Annotated in this window: 14 protein-coding genes and 4 pseudogenes; 7 read left to right on the top strand and 11 right to left on the bottom strand. The window is 65.8% G+C overall.

Annotated elements, in window-relative coordinates:
* Positions 1-9: 9 nt before the first annotated feature.
* The 5 genes and pseudogenes from ABH937_RS19800 to ABH937_RS19780 form a co-directional block, all read right to left on the bottom strand.
* A pseudogene (locus ABH937_RS19800) lies at positions 10-396 on the bottom strand (transposase); the annotation flags it as partial.
* A 149-nt stretch (positions 397-545) separates the two neighbouring features.
* The gene (locus tag ABH937_RS19795) at positions 546-1,013 is read right to left on the bottom strand and encodes a transposase (protein ID WP_370146524.1); all 468 of its coding nucleotides are present in this window, start codon (positions 1,011-1,013) and stop codon (positions 546-548) included.
* A 55-nt stretch (positions 1,014-1,068) separates the two neighbouring features.
* Positions 1,069-1,608 carry a winged helix-turn-helix domain-containing protein gene (locus ABH937_RS19790; protein WP_280691354.1) on the bottom strand — a complete coding sequence of 180 codons (540 nt, stop codon included), beginning with the start codon at positions 1,606-1,608 and terminating at the stop codon, positions 1,069-1,071.
* A gap of 195 nt (positions 1,609-1,803) precedes the next feature.
* Positions 1,804-2,145, bottom strand: a complete 342-nt coding sequence (locus ABH937_RS19785; protein ID WP_370218969.1) for a hypothetical protein — start codon at positions 2,143-2,145, stop codon at positions 1,804-1,806.
* Between the two features lie 566 nt (positions 2,146-2,711).
* Positions 2,712-3,368: a hypothetical protein gene (locus ABH937_RS19780; RefSeq protein ID WP_280691356.1), complete on the bottom strand. Its 657-nt coding sequence runs from the start codon at positions 3,366-3,368 to the stop codon at positions 2,712-2,714.
* A gap of 263 nt (positions 3,369-3,631) precedes the next feature.
* Here ABH937_RS19780 and ABH937_RS19775 point away from each other — a divergent pair, with 263 nt between their 5' ends.
* The 4 genes and pseudogenes from ABH937_RS19775 to ABH937_RS19760 all read left to right on the top strand — a co-directional run bounded on the left by ABH937_RS19775 (position 3,632) and on the right by ABH937_RS19760 (position 8,828).
* Positions 3,632-5,371: a hypothetical protein gene (locus ABH937_RS19775; RefSeq protein ID WP_280691357.1), complete on the top strand. Its 1,740-nt coding sequence runs from the start codon at positions 3,632-3,634 to the stop codon at positions 5,369-5,371.
* A gap of 178 nt (positions 5,372-5,549) precedes the next feature.
* Positions 5,550-5,816, top strand: a pseudogene (locus ABH937_RS19770) (transposase); the annotation flags it as partial.
* A gap of 572 nt (positions 5,817-6,388) precedes the next feature.
* A pseudogene (locus ABH937_RS19765) lies at positions 6,389-7,336 on the top strand (ISKra4 family transposase); the annotation flags it as partial.
* Between the two features lie 262 nt (positions 7,337-7,598).
* On the top strand, positions 7,599-8,828 hold the full coding sequence (locus ABH937_RS19760) for a hypothetical protein (RefSeq protein ID WP_280691359.1): 1,230 nt from the start codon (positions 7,599-7,601) through the stop codon (positions 8,826-8,828).
* Positions 8,829-9,163: 335 nt separating this feature from the next.
* Here the strand turns inward: ABH937_RS19760 and ABH937_RS19755 are convergent, their stop codons facing one another.
* Both ABH937_RS19755 and ABH937_RS19750 read right to left on the bottom strand, forming a co-directional pair.
* Positions 9,164-11,023: an alpha/beta hydrolase gene (locus ABH937_RS19755; RefSeq protein ID WP_280691360.1), complete on the bottom strand. Its 1,860-nt coding sequence runs from the start codon at positions 11,021-11,023 to the stop codon at positions 9,164-9,166.
* 871 nt (positions 11,024-11,894) lie between these two features.
* The gene (locus ABH937_RS19750) at positions 11,895-12,137 is read right to left on the bottom strand and encodes a hypothetical protein (RefSeq protein ID WP_370218968.1); all 243 of its coding nucleotides are present in this window, start codon (positions 12,135-12,137) and stop codon (positions 11,895-11,897) included.
* Between the two features lie 168 nt (positions 12,138-12,305).
* Here ABH937_RS19750 and ABH937_RS19745 point away from each other — a divergent pair, with 168 nt between their 5' ends.
* On the top strand, positions 12,306-12,863 hold the full coding sequence (locus ABH937_RS19745; protein WP_370218967.1) for a hypothetical protein: 558 nt from the start codon (positions 12,306-12,308) through the stop codon (positions 12,861-12,863).
* Positions 12,864-13,083: 220 nt separating this feature from the next.
* On the opposite strand, the gene ABH937_RS19740 is transcribed toward ABH937_RS19745, so the two are convergent.
* Positions 13,084-14,586 (bottom strand): hypothetical protein, encoded by a 1,503-nt coding sequence (locus ABH937_RS19740; RefSeq protein ID WP_370218966.1) that lies wholly within the window; start codon positions 14,584-14,586, stop codon positions 13,084-13,086.
* 1,767 nt (positions 14,587-16,353) lie between these two features.
* On the opposite strand from ABH937_RS19740, the gene ABH937_RS19735 reads away from it, so the two are divergent.
* A complete protein-coding gene (locus ABH937_RS19735) occupies positions 16,354-16,818 on the top strand; it encodes a recombinase family protein (protein ID WP_370218965.1) in 465 nt (154 codons plus the stop codon).
* A 273-nt stretch (positions 16,819-17,091) separates the two neighbouring features.
* On the opposite strand, the gene ureA is transcribed toward ABH937_RS19735, so the two are convergent.
* Positions 17,092-17,397, bottom strand: coding sequence for an urease subunit gamma (ureA, locus tag ABH937_RS19730; RefSeq protein WP_280691365.1), 306 nt, complete (start codon positions 17,395-17,397; stop codon positions 17,092-17,094).
* A 190-nt stretch (positions 17,398-17,587) separates the two neighbouring features.
* Between ureA and ABH937_RS19725 the strand changes: the two are divergent.
* Positions 17,588-17,962: pseudogene (locus tag ABH937_RS19725) on the top strand (RNA-guided endonuclease InsQ/TnpB family protein); the annotation flags it as partial.
* 1,224 nt (positions 17,963-19,186) lie between these two features.
* Here ABH937_RS19725 and ABH937_RS19720 read toward each other — a convergent pair.
* Both ABH937_RS19720 and ABH937_RS19715 read right to left on the bottom strand, forming a co-directional pair.
* Positions 19,187-20,494: a hypothetical protein gene (locus ABH937_RS19720; protein WP_370218964.1), complete on the bottom strand. Its 1,308-nt coding sequence runs from the start codon at positions 20,492-20,494 to the stop codon at positions 19,187-19,189.
* A gap of 726 nt (positions 20,495-21,220) precedes the next feature.
* A complete protein-coding gene (locus ABH937_RS19715) occupies positions 21,221-23,773 on the bottom strand; it encodes a hypothetical protein (protein WP_370218963.1) in 2,553 nt (850 codons plus the stop codon).
* Positions 23,774-23,775 lie beyond the last annotated feature (2 nt).

Below are 23,775 nucleotides of genomic sequence, written 5' to 3'. Positions count from 1 at the left end.
ATAACCGGCTGAGCTCACTCCATCGCGAGCCGTGGCACGGGCGGAGCGGATCGCCTCCAGCGCTTTCGGCCCAGCGGCGGCCAGGATGTCGATGAGCCGGGAAACGGTCGGGTCGGAGGCGAGGAGCCCGAAGACGCCGGGCTTGGCCCGCAGCATGCTGATGTCCGCCAGGCAGTCCCCGCCCAGAGCGACCGCGAGGGCAAGGTCCAACAGGACCGTGCCCGGATCGTGCACCGCCCGGGCCTTGCGCCACGGTGTGAGTGACGCCGACAGTGCCGCATCCAGCCCGCTTTTACGGGCGGTCTCGACCAGCAGCACCCCACCGGCCTGTGAGACCACCCCGGTGGAGCCACCCGATATCCGCACACGCGGGTAGGACCCGCTACGATTCTTCACTTGAAAGGTGCCTCTTGCTCGGCGACGTACTGGACCCTCGACAAGTCCTATCGTCCCAGGCCAGAGGCTCGTTCTGTTTCTCTGACCAATCGTTGAACAGTCAGCTCTGTGAAAGCGCGAGGCTACTGAACTTGAATTCGTGATGTCGGTCAGTCGTCCATGATCAGGCCGGTGCCGGCCAGGCAGCCGTCGATGACGTCCGGGCAGTACTGGATCTGCTTGAGCTTTCGTTTGACGGCTCGGGTGATCTGGCCGAGGTCAGCTGCGGCGAGGTTGCCGATGTCGCGCTTGACCAGCGACCAGATCCCCTCCTGCGGGTTCAGATCCGGTGCATAGCTCGGCAGTTGGAAGACGGTGAGCCAGTCGGCGTGGTCAGCGATGAACTCCCGCAGCGGCTCGACCAGATGCTCACAGTTGTCCCAGACCAGCACGATCGGACCGCCGAGCTGGATGTGTGCGCGGATGAGCAGGTCCGGGTAGTCCTGCCAGGTCAGGCCCTTCTTCTCGCCCTTGCGGCCGCGGTGGACGTGGAAGCTGTAGAACATCCGGGAGCGCTGACCGGGCTTGTAGCAGCTCAGCCCTGCCATGGAGACCCGGCTGGCTCCTCGGCCGCGCACCCGCACGACCGGCGTGCAGCCGACCCGGCCCCCCAGGTCCTGGCGCGCGGCGGCCTCATCGACTGCCCGGCTTCGTCCTCGAAGACAAGCCAGGCCCCGCGGGCCGCCGCGGCGCTTTTACCTGCGGCCACGTCTCCTTCCGCCACAACTCGACGGCCGCGTCATCGCGCTCGATGGCCCGGCGAGCCGGCTCCTGCCAGGACCAGCCGTGCCGCTTGAGCAGGACCCACGTGCCCTCCACGGTGTAGGAGACGTGGAACAGCTGACCGATCAACGTCTTCACTCGCGCGAGGGTCCACCGCTGGTCCTCCCAGCCGTGGGCCAGCGGCCCGCGTTCCAACTCCCGCTCCAGCCGCCCCACCTGGGCATCGGACAGCTTCGGACGACCCGGCGAGCCCCTCGAGGCGATTCCCGCCGCACCGCCCTCGCGCCACTGCCGGCGCCAGCGCTCCACCGAACGCACGCTCACCCGCAGCGCGGCCGCGATGTCCCGATTCTTCTCCCCGCCCTCGAAGCGTTCCACGGCCTGCCGCCGAATCCGCTCCCGCGCGGCCCTCTGTGTGTCGGTCAGCCCGCCACCCTGTGCATATCTCACGGTCAAGGGCTACCGGACCAGCCAGACCGCTGTCAGGCGAACGGCCCGGACATCACCCGTTCAAGTTCAGTAGCGAGGTCGCCGTCGGAGGAGGGGAGTTGCGGTCAGGCGCGGAGGCACTGAAGTGGTGGGCCGGGCGGCGTTGACCGGTGTCTGACGGAGGGCAGCGGCGCATCCTGGTGGGCCCGCGCCGGTTCAGAGCTGGGAACGGGACCAGTCGACCGGCTGGGGCGCGGTGGCGGGGGTGCCGACGTCGAGCTGGATGTCTTCGTGCGGTTGAAGAACGATGTCGCGCGGGTTGCCCGTGGCGGGCTCGCCGTTGACGTAGGCGGTGACGGGACCGACGGCTGGGCCGACTTGGGTGGCCGAGAGCGGCTGCTGCCAGATGTCGAAGAACTGGCCCAGAGTGTAGCGAGTCTGGGTGGGCGATTCGATGTGGATGATGCCGTCGGAGGCGTGGGTGTGCAGCCAGTAGTAGCAATTGCTGGCCTGGACGAAGACCCCGTTCGGCGTGGTGGCCGGAACGGGTGTGACCACACCTATGCCGTACGGGATGCTGCGCGCTTGGCCGCCGACGTAGGTAGACGGTCAGGTGCGCATGGATGTGGTAGGCCACCTGTTCGGTGGTGCTGCACGCAATTCCGTCGAGGCTCTGCCCGCTCGCTGCGGTGCTCGCGGACGCGAGGGCGGCCGCTGGCTCCAGGCTGATGCCTTCGGGCCCGGTATTGGCCGGGGAAGTCGTGCGGGGAAGGCCGACCACGAGGGCAACGGCGATCGCGACGGCGATGACGCCGCCGACCGTGAACAGCAGCCGCCGGCGGTGGCGGACACGTCCTTCCGCGGCGGGATGGGCTCCGCCCTCGGCTCGCGCTCCCGGACGGTCGGGCCGGCCGCTGCTCTTGGCCATGACGTAGTCCCTCTATCCTTGGTGATCGGTGCTGTCCGAGCTGTGGCGTTGCGGTCTGGGCCGACGCGTCGCCTCCGCCTCGCTTCGCGGGGTCTGCCCGACCCTGGGCTGCGCTTTGCAACACCCCTGCCCTGCGGGCCTGGCGCCCAGTTGGCTACGTCCGCCCCATCCGACAGTGGGATTCGCTGAGAACACCTCAGCCCCCGGTCATCCAGGAGACGTCCAGGTACATGGTGCGGGTCAGCAGCATGTGAGGCATGGTTGCCAAGAACAGGGCCAGTAAGGTTTCCGGTCTGACCACGCCATCATTTGGGGGTGTTGCGTCAAGATAACCATTGAGTTCCGCGGCCATAGCAGCACACCCGGACCAGAGGCTAGGTTCCAGGGGAGCGTTAACCCATAACGCGTAGACGGCCGCTGGCACGGCGAGCACGGGTTGCTCTGGAAGGCCAAGGTAGAACACTTCGGGCCTGTCCGGGACATTTCCCAGACCCACCATCTGCGGATTGCAGCGGTATGCACGCGCAAAGCGGGCGGCCTCTATGCCGCCGGGTGCTACGGTCTGCACAAGGCCGAGGTCCTTTAACAGGCCAGCCACGTCTTCCGGGAAGTCGACAGCGCTTTCTTGGAGGGCTTGCCGGTACGTTTCCTCCGTCCAGGGAGTCTCGTTCAGCGGACCGACCCCGTGAGCATACCGCCAGGCCACGTACAGGGGTTCTGTGAGCTCGAGCCGTTTCACTCCGATGCGTACGCCGTAGATGGGGCTTTCCGACTCTGTGTCCCCCGGTTCGTAGGCGGGTCCCAGGTCCTGACCGATGGGGAGGACGAGGGGCACGGAGGTTTGCGGGGGCATGGGATCCTCCAATCTCCGAACGAGCCTATGTGCCGCTACCGGGGGGCGCATCGGTAGAACTGCCGACGCAAGCATGCAGGACAGCCTCTCGCCAGTCACGAGGGCCAAATTCGCACATGGTGAACGGTAGATCTCCCGATGCCCAGCTGACGGCGGCAGTTAGGTTTGCGCTAACATAGTCTCACTATGTGCCTCCCCCTTTCGCCGACGCTCGGCCCCCTGAAGTTCGCCTAGCCTCAGGCTATTCGGGGAGGAAGCCCAGGGTGGTGGAGGTCGTCATGGACGATAGACCGGAAACGCTCGTCAAGGACGATAGAAGGGGAACGCCTGGCGAGCGGGCTGCGAGACGGATGACCCAGGACGCGCTACGGAGCGGCGCGGAGGAGCAGCGGGTCGCGAAGATGGTCGACCGGATGGAGAAGACGGAGCGGTGGACCGCCGGTGCTTCCGGACTCCTCAAGACGTGCGGAGACGTCACCACGCTCGCCGGCGCAGCCGTGTCGCTGTCCGGGGTGGGGGCCGTTGCGGGTCTTCCGATGGTGGTAACAGGCGCGACCTTGAAGCTTTCCTCCGTTGGAGTTGACTGGGCCGGGAAAAAGTACGCCCGACAGCCCATCAGCGAGCTGAAAAATGATGTCACGAAAGCACTCACAAATTTGGAGAAACATTCCGAGAAGATGCACGGCTGGCTTCATAGCGTCCTCGACGAAATGGAACACTCCGTCACGCTCGCGGAGCAGGGAGGGGCGCCGCCACCAGGCGTGCAAACCGATCAGGCCAGCCCTGGGAACTACACCACCTTCAGAAGCACTTCGGCGTTGAGTGGCGCGGAGCTTGATCCCCGGTACGAAAAGGTCCAAAAAAAAGTGACCGAGCAGGCGAAAATCGGCCTGTTGAGTGCAATCCCGGGGGTTGGCCTCTTCGTCAAACCAATAGCTGGCGCTAAGCAGTCCTCGGCGGCTCGCAGGCAGCTCACTGAGGACCTCCTCACGGTCCAACAAATCACCTCTGCCCTCGAGCACTCGCAAACCGCGAGCATGGAAATCATGCAGAGCAAGATGCTGCAGCTGCATGCAGACATAAAGAAGCTGCCAGGCACAGAGCGCGGCGAAGCCGATGTGAGGCAGAGGCCTCAAGGGCCAGAAGGGTCCGTCCTGGCCGGGAGAACCTACACTGGGCGCAACCCTGAGATAGACAAGCCCGAGGCGAACAAGACAAAAAGGCTCTCAGCGTCAGCGTTGGCCGCCAAGGCTAGGAATGTCGCTGCCGGGGCAGTGACGCCGCCCGCAGTGGCGGGGGTCGCCGGGACCGTGGGTGCAAAGGCCGCGTCGAAGGCGATTAAGGACGGCTCTGGGGCCATAAGCCAGACCGTGGCCCAGGACGTGGTCCAGAACATCAGTCAGGAGGGTCTGCAGAGCGCTGGGACCACGGCCCTGGGGGCTTTTGAAGGCACTGGTGCCATGAATCAGGACCACGGGGTCGTCGGGGCTGTGGGCGAGGCCATCGTCCGGGGTGCTCTGCATGGCGTTGGGGCCGTGGGCCAGGGGACTCAACAGGGCGCTGGGGCGCTGGGCCAGGGAGACCAGGGAAGCACTGACCTTGTTTCCAACGTTGTGAGTCACCTAGCCTCCGACGGTGTAAGTCAGGCCGCCTCCGCCCTTACAGGGCGCCTTGCCTCCCTCGCGGGTCACGCTGCCTCCGCTGCGGGGCACGCTGTCCCGGGCGCCGGCTTGGTCGCCAACGCGGCGGTCAAGGTGCCGCTGGACTACGTGGCAGCTAAAGCAACCCAGCGGGAAATCCAGAAGGACGGCACCGACCTGCTGAAGCAAGCCACGGCTTTGTCGCAGAATCAGGCTAGCTCGCAGCGCCTAGCAGATCTACGAATCACCCAACTTCAGGCACGCCTACACAATATGAAGCACGATCAGGCAACCGATCAGCACGTTCAGCAACACCCTCAGCCCCAGTCCCTGAACCAGTCCCAGCACGGCCCACACCTCTGATCGGAAGCTCCCCCAAGCCCTTAGCTTGGCGTTTGACCTCGGCAAGATCGTTTCTTGGTGAGGTTCGTCGTTTGGCTGACAACAGCAACGGCCGCCCGTGATCCTTAGGAGTGTCGAGCTTCGAAGTGAACCGCCCCGGGTTCGGTGGGGACTCGATTTCGTGTATGGACTTCGAGTCATGGCACGTCCTTCCTCCTACCCGCCTTGGCTGCGCTGTCGTGCGGTGCGCATGGTCGCCGAGGTCCTCGGTGACTACCCGAACGAGTCGGCCGCATCGCGGGCCGTCGCGCAGAAGCTGGGCATCGGCTCCGCCGAGACGCCGCGCAACTGGGTGCGTCGGGACCAGGTCGACTCCAGGCAGCGTCCGGGGACGACCACGGAGGAGTCCGCGCAGATCAAGGCGATGAAGAAGGAGATCGCCGAACTCAAGCGGGCCAACGACATCGGGTGCGGTTCCTCTGAAGGGAAGTTCTGAGATGGGGGAACGCTGATCGGGGCTGTCCGCGGGAGCGTTCGTCTCTACCGTGGGAGCGGGAGAGGAGTGCGGGATGGGCTCGCTGTTCGAGGAGTTGGAGGCCCGCGAGGCGGCTGCCCGGGTGCGTGTGGAGGGGTTGGAGGCCGAACTCGCCGAGTTGTCCGGGAGGTTGGGTGCGGCTCGGGAGGTGCTGGAGCGGTTGCGGATCGCGCGGGAGACGGTCGCCGAAGTGCTCGCCGAGATGGCGCCGGAGAACTCCCGGGTGCCGGTGGGGCCCGGTGAGGTGTCCACCGCGGGGGTGGCGGACGCGTATGCGGGGGCCGAGCAGCAGGTCATCGGGGGTGCTGACGGTGCCGAACTGGCAGCCCGGGATAGGGACGGAGGTGCTGCCGTCGGTGTACCGGGACATTGTGGAGGCGGTGGCCGATGCCTCGGGGCCCGTCCACGCCAAGCAGATCGTGCCGAGGATCGGGCTGCCGGCCGAGACCGCGAAGATCGAGGGCACGCGGTCGAAGCTGAAGCGGCTCGACGCCTTCTACCGCGTCAGGATCCCGCTGCCGTGCAGCACGGACATGCCGCTGGTCCTCCAAGTCGACGGCAAGGGCGTGGTCATGCGCCCGGAGGCCCTGCGCGAGGCCACCCGCCGGGCCGCCGCGAAAACCGCAGGCGCCCACCGCACACGACTCGCCCCGGGCGAGAAACCCAACCGCAAGCGGATGGCCACCGTCGCCTGCGTCTTCGACACCCGCCCCGCCCCCAGGCGTCCCCACGACGTGATCCACCCACCCGGAGGCCGCAGCGAGACCCGCCGCCCCCGCCCCGGACCGAAGGCCGAGAACAAGTGGTGCACCGCCTCCCTTCTCCGCCCGCCCGAACAGGTCATCGCCGACGCCTTCGACCAGGCCGAAGCCCGCGACCCGAAGCATCTGCGACCCTGGATCGTCCTGGTCGACGGATCCCGCCACCAACTCGACCTGATCACCGCCGAGGCCCACCGACGCGGCGTCACCGTGCACATACTGCTGGACTTCATCCACGTCGCCGAGTTATCCCGGGGAGCTCGCCCGCGCCTTCCACAAACCCGGCACCACCGAGGCCGAGGCCTGGGCGGCAGGCCATCTGACCGCGATCCTGGCAGGCCACGCGGCCCGCATCGCCGTCGAAGTCACCGCCGAGGCGGAGCGCGAGCACCTGTCAGCCACCCGGCGCGAGGCCGTCGACGCCTGCCACCGCTACCCCACTGGCCACCTCGACCAACTCCACTACGACACCGCCCTCGACAAGGGTGGCCGATCGCCACAGGAGCAGTCGAAGGAGCCTGCCGCCACCTGATCGCCGACCGCCTCGACATCACCGGCGCCCGCTGGGGCCTGCCCGGAGCCGAAGCCGTCCTACGACTACGCGCCCTCGTCTCCAACGGCGACCTCGACACCTACCGGCCCTTCCACGCCACCCGCGAGCACCAACGCCTCTACACCCTCACCGCGTGATCAAAAGCTGCACTCGAAACGAACCGCACCCCCTGGAGATCCCGAACAGCCGGCTCAACCGCCGCTCTGCCTGCGTGGAGCGGTGTCGCGCTTGGGATTTTGATCCGTTAGGTGGAGATCGGCGTGCCGCAGAAGGGCAGGCCATCACCGTGCCCTCACTGTGAGTGATATCCGGGAGCCAACAGATGTGTCCGGGCGCACGGACTCGGCCCGATAGGAAGGAATCCCTATGGCAGTGTTTCGAGGAGCCCGTCTGCGCGGCGTGACCGCTGTGGCCAGCGTGGTGGCGGGCTTGGTGGCCATCCCTGCGACGGCCCATGCCGCGACCACCCACGTGCCCTGCGACCCGACCGCACTGAAGAACGCGATCACTGCTGCCAGCCCCGGGGACACCCTGGTGCTGGCGCACAAATGCGTCTACAGCTACGCCACGCCGGAAAGCGGCAGCGACGCTCTGCCGGTGATCACCAAGAAACTCACCATTGAAGGACGCGGCGCCACCATCCAACGGGACCCAACGACAGCAGCCCAATTCCGCATCTTCGAAATCGCCGCCCCCGGGAACCTGGCGCTTGACGATGTCACCGTCCGCAACGGCAGCGCCCCGGGCGGTCCTGGTGGCAACATCTTCGTCGATCCGGGTGGGACCCTCGACCTGAACCGCAGCGTCGTGACGAGCGGTACCGCCACCGATGGCGGCAACATCTTCGCCAATGCGGGTGGGACCATCGACCTCAACCGCAGCGTCGTGAGGAACGGTACCGCCTTCGATGGCGGCGGCTTCTTCATCCTCGCCTCTGGCACCCTGCGGATCCGTCACAGTTCCATCCTCGACAACACCTCGGCAGCATTCGGCGCCGGAATCTCGAGCAGGGGCAACCTGACCATCACCGACGACAGCACGATCAGCGGTAACACCACCGACGGTGTCGGTGGCGGACTCGCCAACAGCGGCCCGGCGACGATCGATAATTCCAAGATCTTCTCGAACACCGCAGCCAGCACCGGTGGCTTCAGAGGCGGCGGAGGGATCTACAACCTCAACCCCGGCACGGTGAACCTGCACAACACCCGGGTGGAACACAACACGGCCACAGCGAAGGGGAGCACGCCGGGAGTGGGCGGGGGCATCGCGAACCAGGGAGCAGCCGCCAGGGTGACGATGGACGGTGGAGTGATCGGACGTAACTCGGCGGAGGGGACCGATGCCCAGGGCGGTGGTGTCTACAACGAGGGTACGTTGAGCACCAAGGGGCTGTTGATCGAACGCAACACCTCCACCGGCACGGGCGCCCAGGGTGGTGGCCTGACCAACAACGGTGGGACCGTCACGCTCACCGGCACCGTGCTCGAGCACAACACTGCCAGCACCCGTCCCGGCGGGATCAACAACAACGCCGGCACGGTGGCGCTGAAATACAGCGCGGTGGAGCACAACAGGCCCACCAACTGCGCTGGCAGCGCAGTCCTGGTGCCCAGCTGCGTGAACTGAACAGCCGGATCAACTGGTCGGGGGCCGCCGTGCCCAGCGCCTCCACGTCCGCCCCGACCAGACCCCCTCTGCCCAGGTCCGGCCCCTCTGCCGGACCGCACCCCGCACCGGTCGGCGCCTCGCCGATCGGCTTCGATCAGTGCCTGACCGGCGCCGAAGCCGTCCTCAAACTCTGTGTCGTGCACACCGACAGCGACCTTGACTACCATCACCCCCGTGGGCACCAGCGCACCTACCCCGACCAGCACGACTACCAACTCGGCACCCGATCAACAACCTTCCCTCAAAAGGAGCCGCACCCTTCTGAAATGATCAGTAGGTCACTGGTATTGAGGTTAGGGTGCGGGGACAGTGGCGCGCAGGGGTGTGTGGCCGGTTGTCCCGGTCACGACGGCCGGCACCTGGGTAGTCGTGGTGTTCCAGGTGACTTCGACCTTCGTGTCGCGGACTCCGTCGCAGTGCACCTTGAGGTGTGCGCTGACGTCTCCGCTGGTGGGGTCCCACCGGGCGGTGCCGTTGACGGTGGCGTCCTCGACCCAGCGCACGTCGTGGAAGGTGAAGGTGGTTGGGGTGCCGCTGGTGGAGGTCCATGACCCGCCCCGCAGTCCGCGGTCGCGCTTCTTGTCGAGGTACCCGTTGCGGGCGATCGCGTCGCCGACCGTGGAGGCGCCGACGGAGGCCGCTCGTAGCGCCCGCCCATCGGCGAAGTTGCCCGAGCTCGGTGTGGCCGGCAGTGCGTCGGCCAGGTGCTGTGGGAAGGCGCCGAGGGCGGGGATGGGCGGAGTTTGTGTGGTGCAGGAAGTGTCGAGGGTGCCGAGGCGGCCCGGGGCGTCGACGAACTGCCGGTACAGGTTCTGCCCGCAGGCTTCCGGGCCCGGCCAGGCCGTGTTGGGCATCGCCGTGATGTGGGTAAGGTTGGGCACGGCGATGAGCCGTGCGGAGGGTCCCAGTTGCCGGGCTACCTGCTCTCCTCCGGCCAAGGGGGTGAGCGAGTCGAGGTCGCCGCCCAGGACGAGGACGGGGACCGTGGCGGGTACCAAGGGCGGGGTAGCCGTGATGGGCGGATCGGTGCGGATCGGGGCCGGCCAGTCCAGGCAGGCGTCGTAGGCGTTGGTGTAGGCGTTGACCGTGATCCACTCGGCGGGGGTGAAGGGGGCGAACGGGGCTGAGGGCTCTTCCACCGTGTTCTGCTGCAACTGCCGGGCGCGTTGAGCGGGCGAGGCGGTCATGGAGAACAGCTGTGGGTAGTCGGTGCAGGCTACGGCGAAGTACAGGGCGTCGGAGTAGTCCGGCGGCAGCGGTGTGGTGCCGTCGTAGGTGGTGGACTGGTAGGCCAGGCGCAGCAGCGGGGCGGGGTCGTCGGCGGTGAGCAGGGCCTGGGCGGCAGCTTGCAGGCTCTGGTAGATGGCCGGGTCGCTTCCGGCGTTGTTGACGAGGTCGACCAGGGTTGTCAGGTCGACGGTCTCGTTGACGGTTCCTCCCTTCAGGTCGGTGGTGGGGCCGGTCAGCGTGAATGCGCGTAGGCGGGTGGCGAGTTGGGAGATGGTGGCCCAGGCAGGCGCGAGTGCTTGTCGGGTGCAGGCGGGGGCTCGTTGGCAGGCCAGGTCGAAGGCAGTGTGGGCGGTGGATGCGGTGTCGGGGTACCAGGGGTTGAGGCCGAGGACTTCGTAGCTGGCGTCGAGGGTTAGTGAGCGCAGAGTCGCGGGGTAGCGGGAGGCGTAGGCCTGAGCGAACCAGGTGCCGTAGGAGTCGCCGTAGAGGTCGATGCGGGGCAGATTGAGCAGGTGCAGTGTGTCCGCCAGGTCGCGGGTGGCGTTGGCGGTGGCGAAGAGGTCGGAGGCGTGGATCCAGGTGCCGTCAGGGTGCTGCCAGGTGTGGTTCAGCTTCTCGCCGCAGGCGGCGACAGCTTGGGCGAAGTCGGGCCCTGAGGAGTGGTGCGGGTAGGACTGCAGGCCGGGGCAGTTGAGGGCCTGTGAGCTGCCGGTGCCGCGCAGGTCGAACAGGAGCAGGTTGTGGCCTGCCCGCAAGGGGCCGAGCATGGCCAGGTAAGCGCTGTGTGAGCGGGTGGAGGCCCAGCCGGGGCCGCCTTCGACGGCGACGGTAGTGCCTGTGGCCGGGCCGAGGGCTGGGATCCATTCGAAGCCGATGGCGATGGCGGGGCTGTGCGGGTCGGTGCGGTCCAGAGGTAGGGGCACTTGTGCGCACCAGTAGGCGTGGTGGTCGGTGCAGGGGGTTAGTTGGACCGAGCCGAGGCGCAGGGTGGCGCTCTGTGTGTGGGAGGCGGCTGGGGTGACTGCAAGGCTGAGGGCTGTGCCGATGAGCAGAGCGAGGAGCAGACGGCGTGCGCGTGATGCGGGCCTTGAGGTGGATGACCTGTGCCAGGTACGGGCGTTGCGGGCGTGTCGAGTCTTGTCCGGCTTCATGTTCCCCTTGTCAGTAAGGTCGGGGCCACGTGTGGGTCGACTGCGGGCCAGTCGGGGCGTGGTGGCTCCCCAGGAAACTGACATGCCCTCAACAAGTCAAGACGGCGTCGACAACCACCCAGTCCAGGCGGCCGAGATCGGCGTCGCCGCACAGCAGGGCCGCCATGAAACGGTCTGCGCCGATCACCGACCCCAGCTCCGACGAAAGCACTGGCTGCCACCCAGCTCTCGACCGTGATCCGCGAGCACTGGTCCGCGTCTGATCACGCCGAACCGCGAGGACGCCCCCCGCATGCAGACCGGCACCGCACCCCGGGCCATCGGCCACCGCGCGAAACCTGGCCATCGGCACACTGCGGCTCACCGGCCGCACAAACGTCGCCGTCGACCTTCGCCACCATGCCAGCGGCATCACGGCCCCTCACCACCTCGGCATCACGCGATCAAACCGGACACCCGTGGGGACGGCGCAGCTCTGGCACGCCCGGCAGGTCGCTCACGTCGCCTCCGCGTGACCGTTCTCGTACCGGGTGGTGCGGCAGCGAGGCGCAGAGCAGAGACCGCGAGCAGAAAGGGGCGCCCGATCGACTCCTGATCAAACCTGATCTCTTGCTGTCATTTTCTTTACAGACTTCGACAATACTCAATCAAAGTCGGCGATAGCCATCAGATCCACATCCCGAGCACCTCCGGAACAGTCAAGATCATCCACGCCCCGCCAGGGCACCGCTGAGTCGAATGAAAATTTCTGAGCTTTCATCAGATTCTCTACAAGAAACCAGTTCTGATGATACGTCAGATATTTTACTGGCCTGGCCGCCGACCCCAAGACGTGCGCGCCGGACAGGACCGATGCGCCGCCTTCTTGTTTTGGCGAGGAGATCACAGGCTCCCCAATGACCCTATTGACCGAGAGCAGACAAGCCGAAATGATGCACGTGCCGGAGGTTGCGGCGGGGGCGCCAGCGCGTGCCGCCTGGACCGCGGGTTCCCCGGCACACATCCCATCCGCACCATCGCTCCCCTATCGGAGCGACCTGCCTGAGGGAGAAGCATGGCTGTCTTCGCACGGACCCGCTCGGTCAGTCGGCGCCGCAAGGTCGCGGCTGTCGCAGCGTTGCTGCTGGCCGCCGTCACGGCCGGCTCGGCGACCTCCGCCACCGCCTCGCCGATGACCGGGCACGCCGGTCTCACCTGGATCACCTACCAACAGCGCTCGAACGGCGAAGTGCACGTCGGCTTCGACGGCACCTCCAACCCGTGGGTTGGCGACACTCCGGCCTCTGCGGTCCTTCCGATGCTCTGCCTCGACGTCACCAACAGCCCGTTACCGGCCGACCTCAACGCCGACTTCTACGACGGCTGGGCGCGCGGCTGGGTGGGCCTGACCCCGCCCATCACCGGGTACTCGCTGACCAGCCGCGCCACCGCCAATGCCCTGTGCGCCTCGGACTTCGGCCCCGGCTGGCGCGAAGCCGGATTCCACGACGGTCACTACGGCACGGACCTGACCCAGGTCGGTGGCTGGAGCTTCTGGGCTAGGGGCACCATCGCCTCGGGTGTCCGTTTCTGGGTAGCCAACAACGACCAGCCTGCCAATCCCTGGAACTGACGCCCCATCGGTTGAAACGCAGGTGGTAGAGGACGGCGGACATCCGCCCCGGGCGAGCGGCGGCGGCCGCTCGCCCGGGGCGCTGGGATCCTGTCCGAGTCTCTGCTGCTCGCGCTGGGCGGCTCTGCGCCTGGGAAGGTACCTGCTCGGCACCCGCCGCTGATTTCGGACATGCTCCTGGCTCCCAGGGGCGGGGCCCTGACGGCGTTCCGACCTCCAGTCAAGGCCCCGGACGGTCAAAACCGGTCGATGGGTGGTGACGCTGAGCCCCCTTCTTCTCCCTCCCCTCTCTTCCACCCGGTTCCCGCATCGAGGAGGAACGTTGTGGGCGCGCGGGCAGGGCCCCAGCAGGAGGGATCATCGGGCGGGAAGAGATGCTCCTCAGCACTTCTTTTTTAGCCCCGCCAACCGGACCAGCAGGCGCCGCACCGGGCCCTTCGATGTCTGGTCGGTGCTGCGACAGCGTGGCCGGCTCCTCTGGCTGGCTGAGGGGTGTTGCCCTCTCCCGTCGTTGCGCGCTCACGCCGTCGTCCAGGAACTGGCCGGGAGCCATAGGGGTGACTTCCGGTGAGCTTGCCGCGTTGCTCAGGTCCGCCAGAGCGATCGGGTCTTTCGGCGCGGCATCCGTTGACGCCACGGCGGAACCAGTCGCCGCAGTTGCCGGTATCCCCGACTGGGGGATAGCTATCCTCATACCAGCAGCCCGACTGATGCTCACCTCAGCATCCTCTCGGTGGAGGCCCAGAAGTCCTTTTACCTTCTGCAGGATCCAGAAATGGGGGCGAGATTCACGTCGGCGCTGACTGTCAACTTGGTTGAGGCATCCCTCGAGGGCACCGGAGATCTCGGCGAGCCTGACAGCGTTCGGTCTCTCGTCCGGTACGACATCCTCGCCTCTACGCACGACGGCAATGCCTTTCGCATTGACGAGGTCCTCGTGCCGCCCCCTGCCCGCCGGCGGCGGGGAGTGAAGCGCGAATTCGATCTGATAGAGGTGGCCGCTGCTCTTATCCTTGACAGCCTCGCCCTCCTCGGTTCCGTTTATCAATTTTCCGGCCTTGCTCATGGGGTCACTGGGGATGCCATTGACTTCGGCGAACCCACGGGCGGCGCGCGCCGCCTCGTTGACCGCCGTACCGGCCGGCGGAAGTGGCTTCGAATACCCTGCCTGCCCCGCGACCTTTTCGACGGCGGAGTTCGCCTGATCGAGTTTGGCCGGAGGGACATGCGTAGGATTTAACGGCAAAAGGGTTCCGGCCCCGCTCAGCGCTGCATTTGAACTCCTCCTGAAGAAATGCACCACCGTCTGGGTGAGCGGCTGGAAGACGCCGTACTGACTTTTTTCGTCGATCGCCCGGAACGGGGTGACCGTCCATCCGATTCGATCTGTCACTTGTCGATCTGTCACTTGCTCTGTCACTTGCTCAGATTCCGGAACCAGCAAATAAGGATCCGTTAATTCATGTAATCGTGCTCGCTTGAGCTTCCCTCCTTCCGCTTGACCAGACCTGAGCTCATCCTCGTTTTTCTCGGCAAGAATAGGATGGCCGGCGTAGCGGCTTCCAAGGGCGAGGGCGACATCCCCATTGCCCCTCAAGTACTCGAGAAGCTGCTCCTTCGTTCCAACCAGCTTCACTGGGCCAGTATGTTTGAGATTGACAAATTCCTGATAGCTTTCACCTCCGGCACCGTTTGCTGACAACGGTCCAGCGGCAGAATCCACGCCTATTGTACTGGCGTGGAACCTTTCTGCGGGGACAAGCTGATCACCATTCGCCCGATAATATCGGCTGCGAAGGCCCGTCAAGAACCATGGAAGAAAATTAGGCCTCTGGACGATTAGCTCCGGACGGCTAGCCAGTTCGTTCCTCGCCACCAAAAATCTCACCGGATTAACGCTCGGTCTCAGCTCGGGTGGCGGTTCCGGCATCCTGCCCTCCTAGTGCATGTCCCGAGTGCGCCCCAGGATCCGCATCGATTCGAGCGGCCACGGGAAAGCGGGTACAACTTCCGATGGTCAATTGTGTGCCTCGCGGGAGGCGCGGGGCATCCGGGAAACTACTAAAAACCTCGCCCAGGATGCTGCTGCGCCGGCGTGCGGTCGGGCCAGCCAGCCCTGCGGTCAGCTTCCGGTAGACCAGCCGGTAGGCGATCGGCGGAAACAAACATATTTCCGAGTACCTTTGAGGCCGCTCAGGGGCGCCAACGCTGCAGCCGGCGCCAAGCCGGAGGCCCGTGTGCGGCCAGCGGCTTGGCGCCGAACTGCAGAGCCTGAACCCGCCGCACCCTGCTGCATGGCGCCCGAGCCGAACCTGAAGTCTGGCCCAGACTCTCCCATCACCAACCAATCTGCTGCGCCTCTATCGGTGGGTCACTGTCAATGCTGCGGGTTTCCCCCAGGAGGATGCTGCGTGCGGTTTCCCCCAGGCGGATGCTGCGTGCGAGCGCGCTGTCGCTTAGATAAGTCCTGCTGGTGATTACTCGATGCCACTGGCTGCGTGGAAGCACGACGAGCGCTAGGGCCCGAATCCCCAGCGTGCGTTTCCCGCGGTGTGGTCGGCGCCGATTGAGATTGAGACGCCCTAGTAGATGAAGGCGCCATGGGATGCGTGAACGAACTCGCTTCAACAACGGGCTCCGGCGTTACCGTCACATTCGGTCCAGGCTCCACAGTTTCCCGGGGTGATTGCGCGAACGTCTCACTCTGACGCAGGTGTGTCGACATCTCACGCGACTCCCTGGGCGTTCCGACCGGCGTCCCCCCGAATTTCAACTCCGTCACAGGCAAATCCCTCTCAGGCCCACCAAATAGCCTTCTGACTCCATTGGATAGTTTTCTGAATCCAGCGCCACCCGCATGCATTAAAGGATCACTGGCATCATAGATTCCTTTTCCGACTACTCCCAGTACCGCCAGAGCAGCGGGGACCGCGACAACAGCACCAGCAGCAGCTAACGAAAAAGGTGCCGCAACAGCAGCTGCGACACCAAGCGTAGCAATGCCAATCGACGCGGCAAGCGGATGACTCTTGACCCACCCCCACGACTTCGATACCGAGTCCGCGACGGAGCCCTTGAATTCGGACCATGCCGCACCAAGGTTCACGGATACGCCAGTCGCCCCCTGCTGGCCATCCGTCGATCCGCCCAGAGACGACCTCGGGCTGGGAGTACTCATGATTGCGTACCTCCGCACTTCAGAACGGCTCGTCCATCGGGTCTGCCGCCAGTTCGAACTCCAAGGAGACACTGGAAGTCCAAGCTACTATCGGCAGGGCTTAAAGAAATCCCGGAAAATACCTAGGTCTTCACTGCTCTCCAGCTGTGCCGGAGCCCGCGTCTCCGCTCTCACGGGTAGCCCTCGTATCGATGCTTCACAGGGTCGAGGGCCTGGCCAGCTGTGGCGTGGGCGGGGCGGCGAGTGGCTGAACGTCTCATTAAGGAACCTCAGCCTTCTGGTGGTCCACCGTGATCGCGTGAAGCTCTCAAAGTGGGCTGCGCGCAACGGCGTGCGCTACCAGACCGCGTGGACTTGGGTGAAGGACGGCAGAATGCCGGTCCCCGTCGTCCAGCCCCCGTCCGTAGCCGGCTCGTTCCCGAGCCGGACCCCGAGACGATTGGACAGGTCGTGGCGTACTGCCGGGTCTCCTCGGCGGACCAGGAATCCGATCGCGATCGGCAAGTCGCCCGTGTCCTCGAGGACGCCACCAAGCAAGGTCTGGCCGCGGGCGAGGTCGTCGCCGAGGTCGGCTCCGCGCTCAATGGCCGCCGCCGCAGGCTGTACCTCGTCCTGTCGGACCCTGCGGAAAGGTCGGCGTCCTCGAAAGGGCCGGCCGTCGGGGCGGCCACCGCATCGCGTGCCCTCCCGCGCAGGGCCCACCCGCAGTGCGGCAGCGCGCAGCCAGGCCACCAAATGCTCCCGTGTACCGAACGGAGCGGCGAGCGCGATCCGTAGCAGTCCTCCGTCCTCGGCGAGGCACCGCAGCGCCCGCCCCGCATCCGTGACCAGACGCGGATGCGGGGCCCAGGGTCATCGGCGCCACACACCGGCGCCGGGGACAGCGCCCGCGCCCGGCAGCGGCCAGGGTCCAAGAGGCGGGAAACGCGCGCATCGGCGCCGTCCTCCACCAGCGGCTCCAGAGTGGCCCCCGCGCCGCTCTCGTGTCCCCCGGCATCACCACCGTCGCAGCCGGAGCATCGACGCTCGAAAGGCGAAGGGCGTCATCGCTCAGGCTCCCACCGGGTCATGGCACGAAACCAGCTTGGTGCCATCTACGAACGCCGCCTCGATCTGGAGCAACGGCAGCAGCTCGCGGACACCGTTCATCACGTCCTGGGTGCCGACAGCCTGCTTGCCGATCTCCATGCACTCGGCCACGCTACGTCCCTCGCGGGCGCCTGCCAGGATGCTCTCGCTGATCAGTGCGCAGGCCTCGATATAGTTGAGCTTCACACCGCACTCGCGGCGCTGGCGGGCCGAGTTGGCGACCATGAAGATGGTGAGCTTGTCGATATCGCGCGGAGACAGCTTCATCGGTTACCTCCAGGGAAACCCCGGACTTTGGGCCGGGGAGGGATTGGATTTCCCGCGTGGCGGGGTGGGGAAGGCCGAGTCGCCGTAAAGGCGGCCCGGCGTCTGGGTGGGTGATCGCCTGCGGTCGGTCACAAGGTGAGTGGCTATCGTGTGACCCGTGGCCACGCGACGGCTGGCTGACGCTGGCGAACCCGAGGGCAGCGCGCCGACCACAGTCACCGTGACGCAAGACGGTGCGGGCCGCTGGTTCGTCTCCATGCTGTGCGAGGACCGGCCCGCGCCAATGCCCGACACCGGTGCAGCCGTCGGTATCGACGCGGGCATCACGTCCCTGCTCGCCCTTTCCCTCCCGATCGAGAGGCTGAGCAACGAGCGCGGGAAGATCCACAACCCGAAGCACGAGCGCGGGGACCGGCAACGTCTGGCGAAGGCGCAGCGGGACCTGTCGCGCAAGACACAGGGCAGCAACAACCGGGCCAAGGCCCGGCTCAAGGTCGGCCGGGCACACGCCCGGATCGCGGATCGCCGCAGGGATTTCCTGCACAAGGTCACCACCGCTCGTGTGTGAGAACTGTGAGAATCGGGGTGTGCTGTCCCGGGCTGCGGCTTGACCCGCGTGAGGACGGACCGTGGTGTCCTGATCGACCAGCGCCACGCCTGGCGCTCGACGACGACTGCGCGGTTCCCGTGCCCACCGGACGACGCAGATGACGACCTGTGGGGAGCCGACTCACCGATTGTCGACGTCACGCGATCCCTGCCTTGGGACGAAAAGCGCACCGCCGCCCCGGACAGAGGCCGAGGAGTGGCTCCCAGCGGCCAAGCCTGTCCCGCACTGGTTGAGCATGAAGAGCGCGCATGACCGGGGAGGATGGCGCGGCTTGCGCCCTTCGGCCGCTGTGACCGCTCCGGCGGCAAAGCCGACAAGCCCGCAGAATTCCACTTGGTCCGCGTCGGCATACCAGCTCGCCCCCGCCTGAGCAACAGGAGTACGGCTTCCACGATCATGGGGGTCCGGACAGCCCACTGCTCCGCGCCGGCCACCGGCGGACTTTGCCATTGGGTTCGTCGCCACCGCTCCCCCTGGCACTGTCAACCGGTCGGGCCGCTGCAAGTACCCGGGCAGTGATCCGGCTTCGACGGTTGGCGGTTTGCTTCACGACTCTCCCCTGATTCTCCAGAGACAACAGAAAATTGTCGGACCATCACCGACTGCCCTTCAGCGATCGGCTCGCATTCAGCGCACAGGCGCGGCGCCTCATTTCGATCAGCAGAACTTCTCGGTGCTGATCGATGGGCAGATAGTAGGCATACGAGCCGATTGGCTGGAATCGACGAACGTCGCCCACATCCCCCTACCAAAGAACTAGCGTCTTCCGACGGGTTCACCCATGGGTCACCGGGATGCGGGTGCGCCGCAGGCTGTCGCCCGCCCAACCCGCCGACCCTGCCGCTCGCCCGCTTGCCTCAACAGGCGCAAGCCTCGCACGGTCCGCGACGTGGCACCCGTGCCCGTCCGCCCCAGCACTGGCCTCAGGTCGCTCTCCACCACTTCCGAGCCCGGGCAGAACGTCTGCCGCGTCTCTCGGCACACGAAGCAATCCACCACCAGACCCATCGCCTCCCCGGAGCCGTCCCGCCACCCGTGCGCCACCATGGCCTCCACGGCCGCATCGGATCTGTTTGCCACAGACGATCACGATCGTGGCGGCCGTAGCCATACCCGCAGTTGCCCCGCCCCAGCTGACCAACCCCGACACGTCACGGATCACGACCTACAGCAGCCGTTTCAGATTTTACCCCCGCGCTTTGGCTGACTATTATCGCCCACCGTACCGCGCCGAAGCAAATTAAAGATAGAAGAATTCCTAGTCCCGTTCACCGTATTCTCGGGCCGCTTTTCGATGCTCGCGAGCCGATCCGCTAGTTGTGGCAGGTTCGGTCTGATCGAAATTCTCGGAGCTTGTTGATTCACCACTGCGGCCAGTTCCTCATTCTTCCACTCCCTCAATGGCTCCGGGGCGGGAATTCCAGTATCCTCAAGCCTTCCGACAAACTCCCTGAGTGCCCACTGGACCTTATGTGCATCACCCTCGCTCGGAGATTTGTTCCTGTATGCATCAAATGCTGGCGCGAGATTTGAATAGGCCGCACTCGCCGTTGCCCTCAGATACCCCTGATATACGTCAACAAATCCTCTGTACTGGATAGTATTCCATTGCCGAAAATTCTCCGCTCCACTCTGGTATTTCTCCATTACATCCCAGGTTCTCCTGATTTCCTCTGCTCTCGGGTCCGACGCCTGGAGTAGATGGCTGAAGACCAAGAGGCTGCCGGCGGCAAAGGCCTCTTTGGGACTGGGAGGTGCGTCGTTGAATTTCGAAATCAGGAGGTCGGCTGTTACTCTTGCCATCTTTGCTTCATCGAGAGCCAGGTCGTTCCTGGTTTTCGGGTCAACCTGCGCAGCCAGATACACGTTTCTCTCCGTGCGTGGCAGGGGGTCTACGCCTAGACTCTTCTTGATCAGCCCGGTCTCGCCCTCGTACTGCTCTTTTCCGAGTTTCAGCTCGGCAGCCGTCGCCTCGCCGCGTGCTATCCGGCTAATCGCGGCATCAATCACCGTCAGGGGGAAGTCGTGGCCCTGCCATGCGGTTAACATTTTCTGGTACTGCTTCGGGGCGAGGCCTGGGTTCCCGGCCACCACGAATACCGCCTGGGCGGTCCCCTGCTGATAGTGGCGAAGCTCGTGCAGCATGAATTCGGCGCGCACATCCGAATCGGTCTTCGACATTCCATTCCGACCGGAAGGTGCAGCAGACACAGAAAGAGATGATGCCTCGAAGGCTGCGTGAAGAGTCCGATCGGCCCCGTGGCCAGGATCCTTCTGGACCTCGTCCTTCAAGGTGACCGGAGGGAATCCATCCTTCCCCAGGTGGGCGTTTATATAATCGACCAGCAGCCGAGTGTACACATGCGCATCCTCCTTGGGTATCACCAGGTTCCCTTTCGTGTCCTTTTGGGCAAGCAGCACGAACTGGTTGTCTGCAAATTTGCTGTAGGAGCGAAAAAATTCTTTGTCATTGAGATCCGCGAACATGCCACCTCCAAGTGGATTGCAGAATTTGGAATTTCCAGCCCTCCCGTCACCGCCGCTGAGGACGCAGAGTCATCGGCTGGAATTACATCCTGGCCACTGCTAGCGACGATCTCCTCGTGTAGATTCTCCCGCGCCCTACTGCTCCATGGGTAGGTACAAATACTGCTCGGTGCCCCGAGACGGTGGTGGTGCGTTCCTGTCCAGCGGGTGCTCGTGGTCACCTCACCGCAGCATCCGGCGCGGCTCGAACCGCGCGACCTTCTGGGCCCCCGGTGCCCAAGAGACCTGGAGTGCCCACCATCCGACAGGTCGTCGGCTAGCTCACTGAGCTCTTTCAGGGCAGCGGGACGGCGGCGTTCACGCGTTCACCCTGGGCACTGTAGTCGCGGGGAGCTGCCGCCGGATCGGAGCCGAACTCATCGCCGAGGCGGCCCGGCAAGCCAGCGAAGCCGGATGCGAATGGCTGCACGCCGGGGTCGGGAAGACGGACGCAAAGGACGCCTTCGTCATCCCGGACCAGGCCCGCATGCGCACGACCTCCAGGTGATGCGCTGCGGCGGCGACATCGCGGTGGACCTGCGAATCCTCACAGCAGCTGTAGATCGTGATCTTGGCTGTCCGTGGTCATGTGGTGGTGGTTGTGGTGATCCGAATCTGCGATGGAGCCACTCAAGGTACAGACCCTCGTTGCGGCTCGATTCTCCACTGTCGGGAAGCGCAACCCCGCTACCGCGATCTGCGGCGGATGGCGGCAGCGGCTACGGCCACCGCGGCCATGAACGCTGGAATCAGCACGACGAACGCGAGTGGCGCTGATTCGTCGAAGCCCGGTTTGTTGTCGATAGCGCCAACGATGGGGTCCGAGAAGAAGGGCGCGCCGCCCTTCGTGCTGCTTGGCGAGGCAGTCGGTGGCGAACTCTTCCTACTCCCAGACACCCTCGCGCTGGGACTTGGACCAGGTACACGCGACCGAGTCGGAGACGGCAAGGGAGGCGAGGAAGAGGGCGAGGGCGGGGTCGTCGAAAGCGACGTAGCAGGAGAGGGTGCCGACAACGACACCAGCGGCGGCGCGGCTGGCGTGATTGGGGATGTGGGCTGGGTTCCTGCCAGGGGGATACCGGTGGCGGTCGTCCCGCCCACCGGTCCGGGGGGTGGGACGGCCGCAAGTGCGGGGCTGGGGGGCAAGGTGAGCAGGGGTGGGGAGATGGGTGTGTTTGCCGGTCCTGTGCTGGTTGCCGTGGTGGCGGAGGTTGTTCCGCCGGTGGGGGCGGAGGTTGTTCCGCCGGTGGTGGCGGAGGTTGTTCCGCCGGTAGGGACGGCGGGGGGACTGGTGGTGGACGGGACGGAGCGGCAGGTGGGGCCGGGTGGGACCTGAAGGGTGACGGTGTTGGAGGTGGTGGGGGGGAATCCGGTGGTGCTCTGGGTGGACTGGTCTGCGATCGAGGTGATGGTGCAGTCGTTGGCGACGATGGTCTGGAAACACATCTGGACGGGGTCGCCTACGAATGTGACCGTCATGCTCGGAGTGTTGGTGGTGAAGTCGCTGGTGTTGTTCAGGGCGATGTCCGCTCTGACGGTGATGGGGGCCGTGGTGGTGACGGGTACGGCCGATAGATCGGTGCTCTGGGTGGCGGGGTTGATGGGGAGGGTCGCGATCGGGTTGTTGGCGGAGTCGGTGACTGTCACGAAGGAGCTGGCGTAGTCGACGTTGGCGGCGGTCAGGCCGGCCAGTTGCAGGGTTCCGTAGGCGCTGTAATGGCCCGTCGCGCCGTCGCAGTAGAACTGCCGCGGGTCCAGGGTCGTTGTCGCCTTTGTCTTGACGCAGGGGGATTGGCCGGTAATGGGATCCATGGACCACAGGTAGCCGGCGTCGCCGAGACCGAAGGCGCACTGCCCGTCGAAGGCGTAGCCGTAGGGCCGGGTGTCACCGCCGTGTACATTGGCCGGCCCCTGCAGGCTGCCGCCCGTGCCGAAGGAAGAGCAGGCCGCCTGGGCCACCCAGTCGTAGCAGATGTTGTTCGACGCGCCCCCCCACACCGGGAACAGCGACTCCAGGTGGTGGCCCGGCGGGGTAAGCACCGCGGGGGGCATGTAAACGGTGCTGGCGCCGAAGTTGTTGGCTGCCAGGAGCGTGCTGAGTCCCGGTGGTGCGGCCACCGGATTGCCAGCGAAGTCGAAGCAGACGGCGGTACCGGTCGGCGGGGTGCCGCTATCGCCCGCCACGGTCGAGCACACCGAGGTGGCGGTGCCCGCCGGGCTGTAAGCGGTGAAGAGACTGTACGCGGAGAAGACCGACCCGATCGGCCCGGTGGAGATGGTCTTCGGGGTGGTCCAGCCTGCGCATGCTCCGCCGGCCGCCGGATCGAAGCACCCGATGAGCGCGCCCGTGGACGTCGCGTTCACCTCGGTGACGTAGACCTTGCCGGCGATGGCATCCAGCGTCCCGGCCAAGCCGGTGGGTGTCGGCGAGGTCGATGCTGTCCTGTCCGCGGGCATGCCGATGCCAAACACCCCGCAGGCACCATTCGACGACGGGTCGAAGCACAGGATCTGGCCGTTGGAGGAGAACACGTACATCTTGCCGTTCGGGGTCTGGACCACACCCGAGACCGCGTTGCCGCCCGCATCGGCCACCGCGGTCTGCAACGGGGTGAACCCGCAGCTCTGCTGGGCCTGCAGGTCCAGACAGCCGACACCGATCTTCGTGAACCCCGAGGCGCTGGAGACACCCGGGTAGTACAGCTTCGAGCCGATCACCACGAATTTCGGGTCAAGGCTGCTGCCGACGTCTCCGGTCAGGGCGCCGACTGCGGAGGAGTTCATCGGCTGGGGCCAGTTACGGGCCGCACCGGTGGGCGAGGGGCAGGGGCCGTTCGTCAGGCGGTTCGTGCACGCCACGTTCGGCCCGGTCGCCACGAAGTGGTAGAGGTTCCAGATCTCTGGTGTGGACACGCCGTTGATCGTCGCCGTGTACACGATCGGGATGAATCCGTCGCCCCCTGTGAAGGTGTTGACAGGCGACGCCGGCGCGGTGAGCAGGGTGGAGGTCGCTGTCGCCGGCGAGAGGACCGCCGCGCTCCTCGCCTGGACGACATCCGTGGCCGTCCCCGGATCCGTGGAGGAGAAACTGTTCCCCCCGTCCGTCGACCACTGCCCCACGAAGCCCGGCGGCACCCGCAGCGAGCCCGGGACATACGTCTGGCTCACCCCGGCCCCCTGGATCGGATCGGCGATGACCGCCCCCGCCGGCGAAGGACTCGGATTCGCGTACGACGTCACCC

Source organism: Kitasatospora sp. GAS1066B (assembly GCF_041262605.1).
Lineage (GTDB): Bacteria > Actinomycetota > Actinomycetes > Streptomycetales > Streptomycetaceae > Kitasatospora.
The sequence above is the reverse complement of the archived record's forward strand: the minus strand, read 5'-3'. Positions and strand labels throughout refer to the sequence as shown.